The following is a 16,151-nucleotide window of genomic DNA, read 5'->3' as shown; positions in this document are numbered from 1 at the left end:
CAAAGAGAGCCGTATGAAAATTTTGATCGCCCCTGACTCGTTTAAAGAAAGCCTAGAAGCACTCGATGTTTGCCACGCCGTTCAATCTGGCTTTAGTCAAGTGTTTCCAGATGCTGATTACAAATTATTGCCGATGGCGGATGGCGGTGAAGGCACCTCAGCGGTATTGTCTTATGTCTTGGGTGGGCGCTGGAAAGAAGTCAGAGTGCATGATCCATTGATGAGACCAATCATCGCCAAGTATCTGTTATTGCCCAATGCGACGGCGGTTATTGAAGTGGCTCAAGCCTGCGGATTGCACCTACTAACAGCTGATGAGCGTAATCCTATCGTTGCTAGCACTTATGGCGTTGGGGAGCTGATTGCTGATGCTTTGGAGGAAGGGGCTAAACGCATCATCATCGGTCTGGGTGGTAGCGCAACCAATGATGCAGGCCTTGGCATGCTAATGGCGTTAGGCATAACATTTCATGATATCAATGACAGTCTGCTCACTCATGGTGGTGGCGCACTTGCCAGCTTACATAAACTCGATAATACTAACCTTCATACAAAGATATCAGACACAGTATTTGAGGTTGCTTGTGATGTGACCAATCCGCTCTGTGGTCTGCTTGGGGCCAGCGCTGTGTTTGGCCCACAAAAAGGCGCTTGTCCGGAGCAAGTCAATACCTTGGATAAAGCGCTCAGTCACTTTGCGACCATATGTGGACAGCATGGCTATGAAGACTGTCAACACGTTGCAGGCGCTGGCGCGGCAGGCGGTCTTGGCTATGCGATGATGACGTTCTTTAAAGCTCAGCTGAAGTCAGGCTTTGATACGGTTGCCGAAGTGGCTCACCTGTCACAGCATATCGCAGAGGCTGATCTTGTCATCACAGGTGAAGGCAAGCTCGATGCGCAAACCGCCATGGGTAAGGTCGCTGGTGGTATCAGCCAAATCGCTAAGGCCAGCCGCACACCTGTTATCGCTATCTGCGGCAGTGTTGACGGACTAAAACCTGCTCAGACCAGTCAGTTCAATGTTGTGATGCCAAGTATCCAAAAAGTAGATACGATCGATAATGTGTTGGGTTCTGCTTATAACAACATTGAAACGACTGCTGCTAATATCGCTGCAAGTATCAAACTTGGGCAGACTTTGAGATAGTCGCAATCTATCAATGAACCTTCTTCACTAAATGTACAGTTATTAAACCCTTTGTTAGCTGTACATTTATCACTCTCAACATATCTATAGCCATTTTTTTACTGCATTAATGACCGTATGCATTCTATTAGAAAGTGCCTGCTGTTGTCTGACTGCCAGATATAGCGTTTCGCTAACAGCAACTGGTAAATGATGACTGTTAATCAGCTCAGGCTTTGGATAAGCAGCCACCGCATGCGCCGGCAAGACAGTAAAACCTATTCCCCTGCTGACGGGCTCTAAAATTAGACCAATCTGATTAGAGAAGCCTTTTTTCTCAAAATCATTGATATGCTGGAATTGCTCGTAATTGGCAGTCAGTAGCATGCCTGCATGATGGGCACCATCCGGATGATCGATAAATCCAAGTGCCATAAGCTGCTCCCAGCTCGGCTCTACTGTAGTCGCAGGGGTTACGAGTATCAATGCTTCTTGCGCCATAGGCTTGCAGCTAATCGTTTCATCATCTGAGATGTCCGTCATAAAACCAATATCGATCTCGTGATTTGCCAATGCCTGCTCAATATCAGCATTGGGGGCAAAGCGATAATCAATCACTAGCTTTGGGTGCTGTTGCTGTAAGGTCAAAAGCTGCGGGTATAGCTTAAGTCCCACACTACCCGGTGACATCAACCGTACTAGCCCTTCGTAAGGCGGATCTTCACTGATGCGCTGCTCTAAATTTGATAATCGCTGCAATATCTCGCCTGCTTCTTTATAAAGCTGCTCACCTGCATTGGTCAATGAGAACTGCTTTCCTTGTCGAATTAACAAATCTGTGTCCAGCTGCTCTTCTAGCTTACGTATATGTTGGCTCACACCGGACTGTGTCATATATAGACGTTCAGCCGTGCGAGTAAAGTGCCCAACTTCGGCAAGCGTACAAAAAGTGCGTAGCCATGTGACATTAATCATTACGTTTCATACTTATTTTTATAATATTTGATAATTTTACATAATGACAGTGCGTTTGTATACTGGCCTCACGTCAAACAAGAGTACAGCAAACAGGAGCACAAGCTATGAACAACGTTTATCCCAGAAGCTTTTCGCACATCGGTCTGTCAGTCCCTGACTTAGATGCTGCTGTAAAATTTTATACTGAAGTGCTGGGTTGGTACACCATCATGGAGCCTACTGAGATTATTGAAGATGACAGCCCGATTGGTAAGATGTGCACTGAAGTATTCGGTGCTGGTTGGGGCCGCTTTCGGATCGCTCACCTCTCCACTGGTGACCGTATCGGTGTTGAGATTTTTGAATTTAAAAATCAGGAAAACCCTGAAAATAACTTTGAATACTGGAAAACAGGTATTTTTCACTTCTGCGTCCAAGACCCAAACGTTGAAGCGCTGGCTGAGCGTATGGTTGCCGCAGGTGGCAAAAAACGTATGGAAAAACCACGCTACTACTACCCTGGCGAAAAGCCATATCGCATGATCTATATGGAAGACCCGTTCGGTAACATCGTCGAGATATATAGCCATAGCTACGAGCTTATCTATAGCGAAGGCGCATACTAGGTTCAGTATAAATACAGCTTAGTATGAATTTAGCTTATATTTAACTGAAAAACCAATAGCGTACTCCTCACCTGAGTGCGCTATTTTTTTATGCGCTTTCTATGTGCTCCATCTATTGTATAGAATATGAGCCATGCTACTATTTAGTCAGCTATATATAAAACTATAAACCAACCCATTATCAAGGATGATAAATGACTCAATTAGGCACCACTCTAGATAGAGATGACCTTCTGTATGTTTTATAAGCAGCTGGATATGAGTGTCGAAGACGCTTATGACTATGCCAGTGAGGTCATGACTTGCAATATGGTGGCAGACGATGTGGGTGAAGGGATTGATGCTTTTATTGAGAAACGCCAAGCGGTATGGAAAGAATGCTAATTCCTATAATAATCATTGTATTGCTTCGCTGACGTTATACGGCGCGTGCTTGGATTAAAAAGCTAGCATATTCCTTTTCAATAATCGAGTTGGCTTATTGCTACGCATAGAAAAGGCCATGATATCGCTATCATGGCCTTCTTTATTTCTATTTAATACATATACTACAAGTACTACGAGCCGCTTATTACTCAGCAGCGATGGCAATCATCTCAACCAATAGCTCAGGGCGTGCCAATGCTGATTCGCCGCAAGCACGCGCTGGTGGCTGTATGCCTTCAAACCACTTGTCATAGACTTCATTCATAGCAGCAAAATCCGCCATATCTTTGATCCAAACGGTGACTGATAGTAGCTTTGATTTGTCGCTGCCCACTTCTTCTAATAGCGTTTGGATTTTTTCCAAACACGTCAACGTTTGCGCTTTGATATCGTCTTCTGCATTACCGACCTGACCACACAAATAGATCGTCTGGTTATGGATTACCGTTTTGCTCATGCGCTGATTGCTATGTAGCTTCTTAATCATGTCTATACCTTTTTATTAATTTGAATCTGTGTTTAGTCAGTCAAGTCGCGCTTAGTTAGAAAAACGCTGGGCACTAAATGGTGCAAGATCGACCAATGCAGGCTTATTATGAATCATCTCTTCAACCAGACGCCCTGTCATTGGTCCCAAAGTGAAGCCTTGATGGCTGTGACCAAATGCGAACCAGAGGTTGTCATGCTTATCAGCAGGACCGATGACGGGCTTCATGTCAGGCATACAAGGACGCGATCCTGCCCATGCTTCACTCTCAACCGCATCTTCTAATGGCAAAATTTTTCTTGCAAGCTTCAATACCGTTTGTAATTGACCAAAATTCTTTGGCGCATTCATGGTAGTCATCTCAGCACCCGTAGTGATACGGATACCCTGCTGCATTGGCCCCATGACAAAGCCTTTGTCCATATCAAACATACTGTGATGGATTGTGTTCTTGTCTGTCACTTTGAAATGCTGATGATAGCCGCGCATTGGGAACAATGGCAGATTGTAACCAAGTGGTCTGATCAAATCATTTGACCAAGGACCTGCTGCGATGACCAATTTATCACTATAATAGGTATCTTTATCAGTGGTGATTTTCCAGCCATCCGCCTCTTTGACGATTTCTTTGACGTCATTTTCTTTGATCGTACCTTGCATGTCTTGGAAGTTTTTTGCGTAGGCTTTTACCAGCGAGCTTGGGTTTGATACCTGCCATGAATTCAACCAATGAATAGCACCAACGAAACCGTCAAAATTGGCGCGGGGCTCCATTGCTTTTAGCTCTTCAAGGTTCAATACATTGTGCTCAACCCCTTGATTACGTGCATCAATGGCGGATGCTTGCGCTTCTTTGAAAGTCTCTTCTGAGCGATGTAATTGTAGCCAACCATCACGAGTAATGAGCTCATCAGCACCAGAGGCGCTAATCATGGTTTGGTGCTCACTGGTACAATGCTCAATCAAGGTCTGCCACTCAGATTCGATTTTTTTGACTGACGCAGGCGTTGAGTATTTCCAGTACTGTAGCAGCGCTTGGTGATAACGCAGAATTGCCGGTATGCGATAACGAATATCAGTACCTTGGTTAGGTAATACTCGGATCATCTCTGTCAGCTGACGAGGAAAAGGATGCGTATGAATGGCTTCGCGCTGAATCAAGCCGGCATTACCATATGAGGTCTCTGACCCTGGCAATTTTTTGTCTAAGAGTAATACGTTTGAGTTATTTTTTTGTAGATGCCACGCGATTGACGTGCCAACCATACCTGCACCGATAACGATCACTTCGTAGCGCATAACCTATCCTTTTCTTAGGGTGTTAATACAGAGTATCAAATATAAAGGTCTTACCAAATTAGGTGGTCATAGTAACGCATTGGGATAAATTTTAAACCCTTATTTGAAAAATATTTTTGCTATTAAATACTTTTGGCTATACATTTATTTGTAGGTCATTTTCAAAAGGAATAGTTGGCGTATGAAGCCATTATTGGACGACCAAAATCCGCAAAATACACACTAAAACCCAGTATGATAGATACCATCAATATCCTCAAAAAATCACCACCATATTGGGTCATCATTTTTCTTGATAGGCGATTTTACCGTCTCTACTGTTACCTCGTCAGCCGATAGTTCCGCAATAAAGCGTGAGGCCATATCAAAGTATCCAGAGTAACTAGAGAAGTAATTCGGCGCGGTCAAATACAGCTGCGTCTTCGCACGACTACAGGCCACATAAAACAGCTTACGCTCTTCTTCTAATGCTTCAAAGTCGTCCAATGAGCGATGATGCGGCGTGATGCCATCGACCAATGAATTGACGAACACCACTGGCCACTCAAGCCCTTTTGCGCTATGAATGGTTGAGATCGTGACTTTATCATTACTTTGTCCATCGTCAGAGCTTTCCATGACCGCGACTGAGTCATTGGGCGGATCGAGCGCAAGATTTTCTAAAAAGCTATCGAGGCTCGTGTGCTCTGTCGCTAAATTCTTTAGCACCCGAAAGTCCTCGCTACGCTCACGCCAGTTGTCTTCTATCAACTTTAACACAGGGATATAAAACTCAAGAATATGCTCAATGGCTGTCTCAACCGTTTCTGCTTGCTGGGCCTTGGTAAGCGTGTGGTATAGAGGCTTTAGCTGATCGCTTTTTTTGGCAAACGATGCTGCCAGTAGCGACTCAAACGCATTATTGTCAGCGGTGATGGCTTGGGTTAAGCGCGTCGCCGTGACTGCTCCTACCCCTTTAAACAAAGTTAAAATACGATGCCAAGCAATCGTATCGTTCGGGTTATAGAGAACTTTGACAAAAGCCAACACGTCTTTGATATGGCGTCTTTCAATAAACTTGATACCGCCCACCACGATGAAGGGAATATTGCGCGCCATAAATTCTAGCTGTACATAATTGGACTGAAAAGACGTGCGGCACAATACCGCAAAGTCGTTATAATCATACTCAGGCTTTAGCGCGACTATCTTATCAGTGATATAACTCGCTTCTTTTGTCTCATCGCTGAGTCGTCGAAATATTGGCTTGTCGCCTGCTATTGGCGCATCAGAATACAGCTGCTTTTGATAGCCTAGCGTGATTTGCGCTGACAACGCGTTGATATAGTTTAGTACCGAAGGTGTACTGCGATAATTTTGCTCAAGCTTGATAAGTTTGGCATTGGGATACGTCTCACCAAATAGCAAAATATTTTCGTAATTAGCACCGCGAAAGGCATAGATGCTTTGATTGTCATCGCCAACGACCATTAGTGACACCGAATCAGGCTCACATATTAAGTCAATTAGCTGCTTTTGCGGAATATTGGTGTCTTGATATTCATCAACCATGACATAACGATATGTGTTTTGAAGTCGCTGCCTAAAGGTGTCGTTGGTTTTTAGATGACGTACCACTTGACTGATAATGTCGTCAAAATCGTATAAGTGATTGGCGCGCTTATACTCATGAAAATCAATTGCTAATTGCTCGATGATAGGAATATGTACGGCGATATCAGGATAGCTACTTTCTATTAGGTCGCGAATAGGAATGCGTCTGTTTCTAGAGGTTGAAATGATATTTTGCAATGTTTTTTTGCGCGGAAAGGCTTGGGTTTTGGTTTGGGTAGGATACTTTTTTTCTTTATGTACCAAGTCGATAGCATCCTCGCTATCGCCAGTATCTAAAATCGTAAATCGTGGATTGATACCGAGCAGACCAGAGTATTGACGCAGCAGCATATTGCAAAATGAGTGAAAGGTGCCACTGGTGATATTATTTAATGCCTTGTCAGTTGGGAGCTTATCTTCAGCCAATGCATCATCAGATAGCTCTTGATTTGAAAGACTACTTGCCAGCAAAGATTTAGCGCGATCTTTGATTTCATTTGCCGCTTTACGAGTAAAGGTTAGTAGCAAAATCTCTTTAGGTGACACGCCGTTTTCGAGCAAATAGCTGGTGCGATAGGTCAAAGTCTTGGTTTTGCCCGATCCTGCACCCGCAATCACCAACACTTTACCTTCGATAGTGGTGGCAGCCATGAGCTGATCGGGATTGAGCTCACTGGCATAGTCGACCTTCAATCCCAAATGACTATCCAACCTTTGCGTCAACAGCTTCGTATTTGCTTGATCATTAGCGTCAATGAGGTTTGTCTCGAGCTTTTTGATGGCCTGCTCAAGTCGAGCAAGTTTGGGCTTCATCTCAAGAAAATTCTGTGGATATTTATAGCGGCGTGTATCAAAAATCGAGGTTGTCATTATCGGATATTGCCTTACATTTTGTTTTGGAGCGAGCTGATTGTTTGAAAAAATTAAACCAGCCAGCAAATTTCACTGACTGTTTGTGAGCTGATGCCACTATTTATCTATGATAACGTACTATAGCAAAAAATACTGAATACCAAATCGAACACCGCTTGTCTAAATAAGAAGCAACCCATTGTATTCACTTTTCAGCGTTTAACCTATCTGAGCCTTAGTACAAACACACCTGCCACCGCTGAGTAAAAACCTTAGCATATAAAGTAACAACCTCACCCCTATTCCCGTAAATTTGCTACAATGTGCCCAATTTTGATTGTCTATTTGACTAATATTTCAAACAAGCTGAGCTTTAGATGAACTCAGTTTTATCCTGACTAAATATCAAGTCTTATATTAGCTCAGTACCAACTATTTTATTAATACATTGAGAGACTGTTATGGGTTTTAATTGCGGCATCGTCGGCCTACCAAACGTGGGTAAATCCACCTTGTTTAATGCGTTGACCAAAGCGGGTATCGCCGCTGAAAACTTTCCGTTTTGTACCAAAGATCCCAACACCGGTATCGTACCAGTACCCGATCCACGCCTAAAGAAATTGGCTGATATCGTCAACCCTGAACGCGTATTGCCAACGACGATGGAGTTTGTAGACATCGCAGGTTTGGTGGCAGGCGCGTCAAAAGGCGAAGGCATGGGCAACCAGTTCCTCGCCAACATCCGTGAGACTGATGCGATTGCCCATGTCGTTCGCTGTTTTGATGATGACAACGTGGTACACGTCGATGGTCGCGTCAGTCCGATTGATGATATCGAAACCATCAATACTGAGTTGGCATTGGCAGATTTGGAAGCGGTTGAACGCGCGATACTGAACTTGACCAAAAAAGCCAAAGGCGGTGACAAAGACGCTAGCGCCATGCTGGATGTGTTCAAAAAGATTGAGCCATTATTAGCAGAAGGCAAAGCGGCGCGCGCGGCCAATCTAGACGCTGATGAGAAAAAACTCATCCGCAGCTACGGCCTCATCACCCTAAAGCCAACCATGTATATTGCTAACGTTGCTGAAGATGGTTTTGAAAACAATCCCTATCTCGACGCTGTTCGTGATTACGCGACTGGCGAAGAATCTATCGTCATTCCTCTATGCAACCAAATCGAAGCTGAAATTGCCCAGCTAGATGAAGAGGACAAAAAAGACTTTTTGGCTGAGATGGACATGGAAGAGGCTGGTCTTGATCAAGTGATTCGCGGTGGTTATGATTTGCTTGATATGCAGACCTATTTTACCGCTGGTGTCAAAGAAGTCCGTGCATGGACCGTTGCAATTGGCGCTACTGCCCCGCAAGCCGCTGGCGTGATTCATACGGACTTTGAGCGCGGCTTTATCCGTGCTGAAGTGATCGCTTATGATGATTTCATCGAATACAACGGTGAAAAAGGCGCTGCTGCCGCTGGTAAGTCACGGCTGGAAGGCAAAACTTACATCGTTCAAGATGGCGATGTCATGCACTTTAGATTTAACGTGTAGCTTTAGCTAGTCAATACTATCTGATAGCTAATCAGCCGATGTTGGATATTTTCCAGCATCGGCTTTATTTTATTACCCTTTTGTTATATTATAACATATCTTATCTTGCTTATTTGAGGGCTTATACTTTGACTGACTTTTTCTCTTTTTCCAAATTTGCAAGTGCTGCTCTCATAGGCAGTGTTATGACAGTTTCATTGTTAGGCTGCCAGCCAAAAACAGACGGTGAGCCAGCAGCATCTGAAGATGTGACAACCGTAGACAGTCACGCAGAGCACGATGAACATGCCCATGATGATATGGAACACGATCATGCAGGACATGACCATGAAAGTCATAATGACATGGACGTTCACGAAGGACATGATCATGAGGGTCACGACCATTCTGAGCACGCTAGCAACAGCACACCATTCTCTTGTGAGCCTACTGCTACTATCGGCGTCTACTATCATACCGATGCCACACCACAGACCGCGCACCTACTTATTGACGGTATCGAATACGATTTGACAGCTGCCTCTGGTAGCGACGCCCTTACTGACAAAACCATATACACAAGTGATATTGGATTAGATGACACTCATGGCATTATATGGCAAGTGGATGGTGACAACGCAACCTTGCTAAACAAAACACTAAATAGTGATGTGCCTATCGACGAGGAAGAGGTAATTTTTGATTGTCATAAATCTTAATTGCCATGGCGCTTAGTGGCTGTACCAAGGGCGCTATTTTGTTATGCTAGAGGCTCCCTTGGTTTCGGATGTTCCAATATGCTAAGTACCCCAACCTCTTTGTCGTCTTCTACTGCGCAATGGTCTCATCTTCTCAACTCACAGCGTCTTGGCGCTGCCAAAAAATACGGCGCTAATACAAGTACTCGCTCACAGTTTCACAAAGACTATGACAGACTGGTATTCTCTCACTCGTTTAGGCAGTTGAATCAAAAAACCCAAGTTCATCCATTGACCAATCAGCTGGGTATCCATACTCGCCTGACCCATTCGCTTGAGGTCTCCTCTATTGGACGCTCTTTAGGGATGATGACCGCAGAAAAGCTCCATGATAAGCTAGGCAATGGCTTACTAGCAGGAGTCTCGCCATCTGATATTGGCGTAATTGTACAAGCAGCCTGCCTCGCTCACGATATTGGTAATCCGCCGTTTGGTCATGCTGGAGAGTACGCCATTCGTGACTGGTTTCGGCAGCCTGATCCTCAAGCAATTTTGCAAAAATTAAGCAGCAACGAGCGGTTAGACTTACTGGCCTACGAAGGCAATGCACAAGGGTTTCGGTTACTGGTGCGCAATGAGCACCATCCCGATAAAGGCGGTATGCGTCTTACCTGCGCAACGCTAGGCGCTTTTATGAAATATCCTTGGCTTGCCACTCACAGCAATGATGCAAATGACAACGCCCATAATGTACAGAAATTCGGCTGCTTTTATAGCGAGACCTCTCAGTTAGAGGAGCTGGCAGCCTGTTTGCATTTGCCGCGCTCAACACATCACGATGGCTTTGCACGCCATCCGTTGGCGTATCTGTTAGAAGCTGCAGATGATATCTGTTATGCGCTGATAGATTTAGAAGATGGTATCAATCTGAATATGCTAACCTATAGCGAGGTTGCCACGATTTTTTATGAGCTGATTGGCGAGCATCCTGATAGCGTCAGCCTGCCTGTGCATATGTCAGTCAGGCAGAGTCTGGCCTCTTTGCGATCACGCGCCATGATGCGCTTGGTCAATACGATCACCGATGCTTTTGTGGCCAATAGTGAAGACTTGCTGGCAGGTACGCTCCAAGGCAGCTTGTTTGCCCATTGCGACACCACTGTACAAACTGGCATCTTGCAGGCCAAGCAATTGGCCCGCGAAAAAATATTTAATCATCCAAACAAGGTAAGAATGGAGCTAATGGCCAATCAATGCTTGCATCGTCTAATGGATGCCTTTGTACCACTGGCTTGGACGGGTACTGAGACGAGTGAGGCTACGTCATCATCTATGTCGTTTGAGCAACAGAGTCTGTTAAGATTACTACAGCCACACTTAGATGAGCATCGCCGCGTGTTATCAGACAATATTTATCACAATATATTGAATATTTTAGATTTTATTACAGGTATGAATGACCATGAAGCCTATCGATTGGCGCAAGAATTGCAAGGTCATTGGGGTACGGTGGTTTAAAAGACCAATGCAGGTTTAGTAAATTAGCACGAATTGTGCATTTTGGTCGTATTTGTGCGCTGAAATGAGTATGATAAACCTCTATCGGATAATTTTGAAATATTATGAGCAGTCGCGAACAAAAAAAACTTCAAACTCGGCACGCTTTTTTTAATGCCGTACTCGATCTATGTATGACAGGGCAGTCTTTTAGCTCTATCAGTCTCAGACAAGTCACGCGTGAGGTTGGCGTTGTGCCGACTGCGTTTTATCGCCATTTTGATGATATGGAGTCGCTCGGTCGCGCCTTGGTCATCGAAGAGTTGGGTGGTACGCTCGCCACACTCAGCGATAGCCTACAAATTGGACGCAAGCGTAGCTTTGATCGTCAGATAGCCAAAAGCATTCAGTTGTTCTTATATATGGTCAGCGATCAGCCTTACTACTGGCAGTTTTTGGTCAGTGAGCGCTACGGTGGCTCAGAATCTGTGCGAAAAGCCATCAATGAACTGGTTAAAAAACATGCCCAAAGCTTGGCAGATGATCTGGCATTACAGCCAGCATTTACCCATATCAATGATTATGACCGTCGTCTATTGGCTGAGGCTGGCGTAAATATGTTCTTTTCTTGGATTATCGACTGGTTAGAATTGACCTACACTGAAGATCACGATGACGAAATCGATCTAAATGTCATCGAAGAAAATAAACAGTTGATGCTACATAACTGCACTCGCCAAGCGCAGATGTTGTTTTATGGGGCTTATAACTGGAAATCTAGTGAAGAGACTCGCTTGAGAGATTAATAAAAAGCGCACTACCATTCATCAAAAACTAGGACGAAACGCCCATAGTCGCTGCGTGACTACTTTGACTTCCTTGGGCTTTCCGCTAATGACATCGCTACTGCTACCACTAGTGTCGTTTGAGGTTTGACTGTCGTTCGCTGCGTTTTTACCAATCAAGACAGTGGCAAAGCGCTGTCTTGCCTGACCAACAGTTGCATTATCACTCGCGGTAATAAGCGCCATAAAGGCTTGGCTATCAACTGCCAACAAAGGCGTCAATGCTGCCCGCTGCTTTTTATCTAAGCCACTCAAAATTGGCAGTTGCCATAGCTCATCGATAGACGTGAGCGCTTGCTTACTGCGCGTGTCGACTATCCCTTGCATCTGCTGACTGCTGGCACCATCGATCAGTGCGGCAAGCAATGCGGGGCTCGCAGTATTAATATTGATAGGTAAATAATAAGGAACCGCCGTCAGATAAGGTCGTAGTGTCGCTAACACCTCTGCACTCACCCCTTGAACCTCTTGTAACTGATCAACGCTAACAAAAGGCTGGTTTGGTAGTGCGCCATCTACTGAACGGTTTAGTTGCTGAGAATATACCGCACTTTCATCACCGCCATCTAGATAGACTTCACTGTCCGTATCTTGCCAATCGAGGACGGCAATAGCAATATCTGGTTCTAAATTCAACTGTGTTAAGAGACGTTGGAACACTTCTAGCGCAGCAGTATCAACCGTGCCACCTTGATGTAAGTTGTTGATATTAAAACGACCCGCCTCATCACGCAGCTCGATGCTGACACTATGATTCGCTAATGTGTACGGCAGTATCGGCTGTGCCCAGATATCTTGCTCACTATCGGTGTCGTTAAGCTTGCTATCAGCACGAATCATCGTCACTGCCAGCTGCTGACCGGCATCGATGTCTTGCAATAGCTGATTTTGATCAAACAATAATCCGCTGCGCCTAATCGCAACTTTTTGGCTAGCAAGCATCGCGCTTGCCACCACCGTGATACTCACCACCAATAGTAAGATAGTAAGCAGCGCCACACCGCGCTGAGAGTTTGCTTTCATTGTCATAGAGAGCTTATGTCGCTGAGCAAGTGATGCATGTTAAATACTACCTTCTCAATTACTGTGTCCCACACTGCTATTATCTGTATTACTACCGCTATTACTGTTGTTACTATCACTACCATTATTATTGTCGCTGCTATTATCATTACTATCGCTGCTATTAGCAGCCTTTGCGCTACTACGGGGTATTGGTTGTGGCGCTAGGGCCCACTGCCAAGTGATTGGTATCTCTTGATAAGTAAAGTTGACGGCAACCCCTTTGGGTAGCAAAACAACATCGGGGTTAGCACCCGCTGCTTGCCCCAATGCTATATTTGTATTGCTACTATTATTGACGTCATCGCTTGGAAATTTGGTGCTAAGCTCTGGCAAATAGGCTTGCCAACGCCCAGCAGTAACACCTTCTAATAACACACTGTCTAAACTGACGCTATCGCGTCCATCTTCAAGACTGGTATATTGACGACGTATCAGGCGCTCATCTGCAAAAATATATTCAATATGCTGGAGACTAGTGCTGCTTTGATAACGTGGATCAGGATCAGCAAAGCGTACAAAGCTGATATGTTCACCGTCCAAGCTCATAAATGGCTCAGGCGTATTGTCTTGAGCATTATTATTCGTATTGCCATTTATATCGCTACTCGCCGTCCCAGTATTTTGAGTATTAGGCGCTTGATACGGGATTATTTGTGCCATGTCTTGCTGTAATTGTAGATAGGCATACTGTAGTACGGCTAAATTATCCGCATGACGTTGTACGCGCTCGCGGGCGCGGTTGACACCATCAAATACTTGCCAGCCTGCCACTGCCAGCATGGCAAATATCGCCATGGCAACCATTAGCTCAAGGAGCGTGAATCCGCGCTGTAGTTTCATACTCACAAGCCGCCCCCTGCTTGTCCGATACTACTTTCACTACTTAAATCTAAACTGCCTGTATCTTGGTCGGCATTGCTTAGCATGACACTAATATCAGTGACCGACGTGCCTGCCTGTCCGTCTATGATAGGCGCCACTGCGATATTTACTTGTTTTAGTGCAGGTGTGATGGCATCACCGACAGTCATGACTATTTGCCAGTCACGCCCTTGAGCATTAATCGTTTGGGTACGGTTGGCGGTCAACCATGTGTCTTGAATACGCAAATCAGCAGCGGCATTTTGTGCGACAAAATGAGCAAGCGTGCGGGTGCGCAATATATCAACCGATTTCAAATACGCACTGCTAGCACGGCTCGCCGCGACGGCCACTACTGCCAGAATGGCTAAGGCAACCATTACCTCAATCAAGGTAAAACCACTCTCGCGCCCAGACTTAAGTGATATAGATTTGAGAGACGTAGGCTGAGCCTTCGTCGCCGAATATTTGGACAACTTATTCACTATAATCCCTGCCCTATCATCATACTACCATCGGGCATTATCGTAATCACCTCACCCACCAGACGCGAATCGTGAATTACTTCGATGTTGACAGGCGTCGCTTGGCCCGTACCAAACCATAGTACCTGCGGCACGCTTTGATCACTAAACCAAGGCTGTAGCGTTTGCGTCTGTCCTGTACTCGTTGAATTACTAGCATCCAAGCTCTGCACTCTGATACTCACGCCAGCGGGCAGCTCAGGCAAGCTAACCTCTGATTCAACCTCCCAGCTCGGTGTTGGCTGAGTCTCTCCAGTAGAGTCTGACAGACTGCTCAAATCAGCAGACAGCTCCATTGCGTTCTTTGGCTGGTTGTCCCTGTTACCTACTGAAATATCAGCCGTTTGATAGGCAATATAAGGATTCGATAAGGTAACGATTACAGGCGCTACCTGTCCCTGCTTATCTGCCTGCAAACGTAAGCCCATCGGCTGCATACGCTCAACTGATAGCAAACGGACGTAGCTCAGCGAATCAGTGAAGTGTTCATAAAAGGCGCGGTTTTTGCGAGAGTCACTACTGCCGACAGACAGACTCATCATGCCGGCAAATATAGATAGAATCACCACCACTACCACGATTTCAACCAGCGTAAAACCACTTTGCTTATGACTGCTTATTGATGAGGTATGTTGTGAGGGACATGCATTACTTGATAGAGAGAGACAACTACAATCAGACGATGTAGCTAAAATACCAAAGCGATTTGGACAAGGCGATTGACCGACGATGGCTAAAGGGCAATTGGCTGCTGAGCTGGACTGAGTCTTGACAGTGACCGGCATATTGCACCTATAAGCCTGTAATTCAGTTTTGTATATAGGGTGATAACGTTCATTTTTATGAACGCTAAGAAAGATACATTGAAAGATACATTTTGACGTGCTGCCATATCAGGTATGACAACACGTAACACTAAATAATCAATGACATCGAAAATCAGTCGACATTCTAATAATTGGTATTGCGATGCTCTTCTGATTCAGTATCGATCTGCTCTACTAATTCTTGCATATCCTCATCCATCACCTCTTCATCTTCGGCAGGATAATGACTCGGCAATTCTAGCATTTGCTGAACAAAGGCGTAGCGCAAGGTATCACGTCGACCCAAATAACGCTGATAAAAGCTTGAGTTTAGTAGACCCGCACCGCCTTGACCCATCGCCCAAATAGAAGATAAATAATCGCGAGTACTCAGACTACTATGCTCGTCTTTCAGATAAGCACTGATAATATCAATCAAGCGCTTCATACGCTGGCGACGAATATCATACAACTCGCCAAATAAGCGATTCAGACCAGTGACCGATGCTGCCAGACGCTCTTCGATTTGATTCAATAGCATGGCTTTTTGTGGATTAAATAGCTGCTGAAGAATCATGCGGGCAACGCCTGCCGAGGGACAGTCATCAATACGGTTGATATCAAATAGCTGCTCTTCGTAGCGGATAATAATACGCAGATAAAGCTCATCTTTGCTAGAAAAATGCTTATATAGCGTGCCTTTAGCCAAGTCGAGCTGATCTGCCAAACTGTCCAAAGTAATATCACCATCGCCTGACTCAAGTAGCAATTGCTCTGCCATCGCTAAGATATTTTCTTCTCGTGCCTTAAACTGATGCTGACGACTCATAATCTCTCCTAAAACATGACAAGATTAAGCATACAACCATCATTTACGGCAGTACATCGGCAATGAAAGTATGAGACTGTACCAAGACTGCTCGAGGACCACAAAAGGGAATATGCTTATGTTTG

Annotated in this window: 16 protein-coding genes; 7 read left to right on the top strand and 9 right to left on the bottom strand. The window is 44.9% G+C overall.

The window, feature by feature from the left end:
* The first annotated feature begins 13 nt into the window (after positions 1–13).
* The gene (locus BLR43_RS10690; RefSeq protein ID WP_071001312.1) at positions 14–1,150 is read left to right on the top strand and encodes a glycerate kinase; all 1,137 of its coding nucleotides are present in this window, start codon (positions 14–16) and stop codon (positions 1,148–1,150) included.
* Positions 1,151–1,234: 84 nt separating this feature from the next.
* Here the strand turns inward: BLR43_RS10690 and BLR43_RS10685 are convergent, their stop codons facing one another.
* Positions 1,235–2,104, bottom strand: coding sequence for a LysR family transcriptional regulator (locus BLR43_RS10685; RefSeq protein WP_071001311.1), 870 nt, complete (start codon positions 2,102–2,104; stop codon positions 1,235–1,237).
* Positions 2,105–2,211: 107 nt separating this feature from the next.
* On the opposite strand from BLR43_RS10685, the gene BLR43_RS10680 reads away from it, so the two are divergent.
* The gene (locus BLR43_RS10680) at positions 2,212–2,712 is read left to right on the top strand and encodes a lactoylglutathione lyase family protein (protein ID WP_071001310.1); all 501 of its coding nucleotides are present in this window, start codon (positions 2,212–2,214) and stop codon (positions 2,710–2,712) included.
* Between the two features lie 258 nt (positions 2,713–2,970).
* A complete protein-coding gene (locus tag BLR43_RS13930; RefSeq protein ID WP_257785220.1) occupies positions 2,971–3,096 on the top strand; it encodes a hypothetical protein in 126 nt (41 codons plus the stop codon).
* A gap of 187 nt (positions 3,097–3,283) precedes the next feature.
* Here BLR43_RS13930 and BLR43_RS10675 read toward each other — a convergent pair whose 3' ends face one another.
* The 3 genes from BLR43_RS10675 to BLR43_RS10665 all read right to left on the bottom strand — a co-directional run bounded on the left by BLR43_RS10675 (position 3,284) and on the right by BLR43_RS10665 (position 7,387).
* Positions 3,284–3,622 (bottom strand): RidA family protein, encoded by a 339-nt coding sequence (locus BLR43_RS10675; RefSeq protein ID WP_071003571.1) that lies wholly within the window; start codon positions 3,620–3,622, stop codon positions 3,284–3,286.
* 54 nt (positions 3,623–3,676) lie between these two features.
* Positions 3,677–4,924: an NAD(P)/FAD-dependent oxidoreductase gene (locus tag BLR43_RS10670; RefSeq protein ID WP_071001309.1), complete on the bottom strand. Its 1,248-nt coding sequence runs from the start codon at positions 4,922–4,924 to the stop codon at positions 3,677–3,679.
* Between the two features lie 264 nt (positions 4,925–5,188).
* On the bottom strand, positions 5,189–7,387 hold the full coding sequence (locus BLR43_RS10665) for an ATP-dependent helicase (protein ID WP_071001308.1): 2,199 nt from the start codon (positions 7,385–7,387) through the stop codon (positions 5,189–5,191).
* 443 nt (positions 7,388–7,830) lie between these two features.
* Here BLR43_RS10665 and ychF point away from each other — a divergent pair, with 443 nt between their 5' ends.
* From ychF to BLR43_RS10645, 4 genes are all read left to right on the top strand, one after another.
* Positions 7,831–8,922, top strand: coding sequence for a redox-regulated ATPase YchF (ychF, locus tag BLR43_RS10660; protein ID WP_071001307.1), 1,092 nt, complete (start codon positions 7,831–7,833; stop codon positions 8,920–8,922).
* Between the two features lie 185 nt (positions 8,923–9,107).
* The gene (locus BLR43_RS13745) at positions 9,108–9,620 is read left to right on the top strand and encodes a hypothetical protein (protein ID WP_071001306.1); all 513 of its coding nucleotides are present in this window, start codon (positions 9,108–9,110) and stop codon (positions 9,618–9,620) included.
* A gap of 78 nt (positions 9,621–9,698) precedes the next feature.
* Positions 9,699–11,117, top strand: coding sequence for a deoxyguanosinetriphosphate triphosphohydrolase (locus BLR43_RS10650; RefSeq protein ID WP_071001305.1), 1,419 nt, complete (start codon positions 9,699–9,701; stop codon positions 11,115–11,117).
* 104 nt (positions 11,118–11,221) lie between these two features.
* Positions 11,222–11,902: a TetR family transcriptional regulator gene (locus tag BLR43_RS10645; protein ID WP_058023818.1), complete on the top strand. Its 681-nt coding sequence runs from the start codon at positions 11,222–11,224 to the stop codon at positions 11,900–11,902.
* A gap of 21 nt (positions 11,903–11,923) precedes the next feature.
* Here the strand turns inward: BLR43_RS10645 and gspK are convergent, their stop codons facing one another.
* The 5 genes from gspK to BLR43_RS10620 all read right to left on the bottom strand — a co-directional run bounded on the left by gspK (position 11,924) and on the right by BLR43_RS10620 (position 16,026).
* Entirely contained in the window at positions 11,924–12,970 is a 1,047-nt protein-coding gene (gene gspK, locus BLR43_RS10640) for a type II secretion system minor pseudopilin GspK (RefSeq protein ID WP_071001304.1), read from the bottom strand.
* Between the two features lie 48 nt (positions 12,971–13,018).
* Entirely contained in the window at positions 13,019–13,846 is an 828-nt protein-coding gene (gspJ, locus tag BLR43_RS10635; protein WP_071001303.1) for a type II secretion system minor pseudopilin GspJ, read from the bottom strand.
* Positions 13,847–13,848: 2 nt separating this feature from the next.
* The gene (gene gspI, locus BLR43_RS10630; RefSeq protein WP_227517161.1) at positions 13,849–14,352 is read right to left on the bottom strand and encodes a type II secretion system minor pseudopilin GspI; all 504 of its coding nucleotides are present in this window, start codon (positions 14,350–14,352) and stop codon (positions 13,849–13,851) included.
* Positions 14,352–15,176: a prepilin-type N-terminal cleavage/methylation domain-containing protein gene (locus BLR43_RS10625; protein WP_083328789.1), complete on the bottom strand. Its 825-nt coding sequence runs from the start codon at positions 15,174–15,176 to the stop codon at positions 14,352–14,354. Before BLR43_RS10625 ends, gspI begins: the two co-directional genes overlap by 1 nt.
* Positions 15,177–15,342: 166 nt before the next feature.
* Positions 15,343–16,026, bottom strand: a complete 684-nt coding sequence (locus tag BLR43_RS10620; protein ID WP_071001302.1) for a TetR/AcrR family transcriptional regulator — start codon at positions 16,024–16,026, stop codon at positions 15,343–15,345.
* Positions 16,027–16,151 lie beyond the last annotated feature (125 nt).

Source organism: Psychrobacter pacificensis, assembly GCF_900101915.1.
GTDB classification, from domain to species: Bacteria; Pseudomonadota; Gammaproteobacteria; order Pseudomonadales; family Moraxellaceae; genus Psychrobacter; species Psychrobacter pacificensis.
The sequence above is the reverse complement of the archived record's forward strand: the minus strand, read 5'-3'. Positions and strand labels throughout refer to the sequence as shown.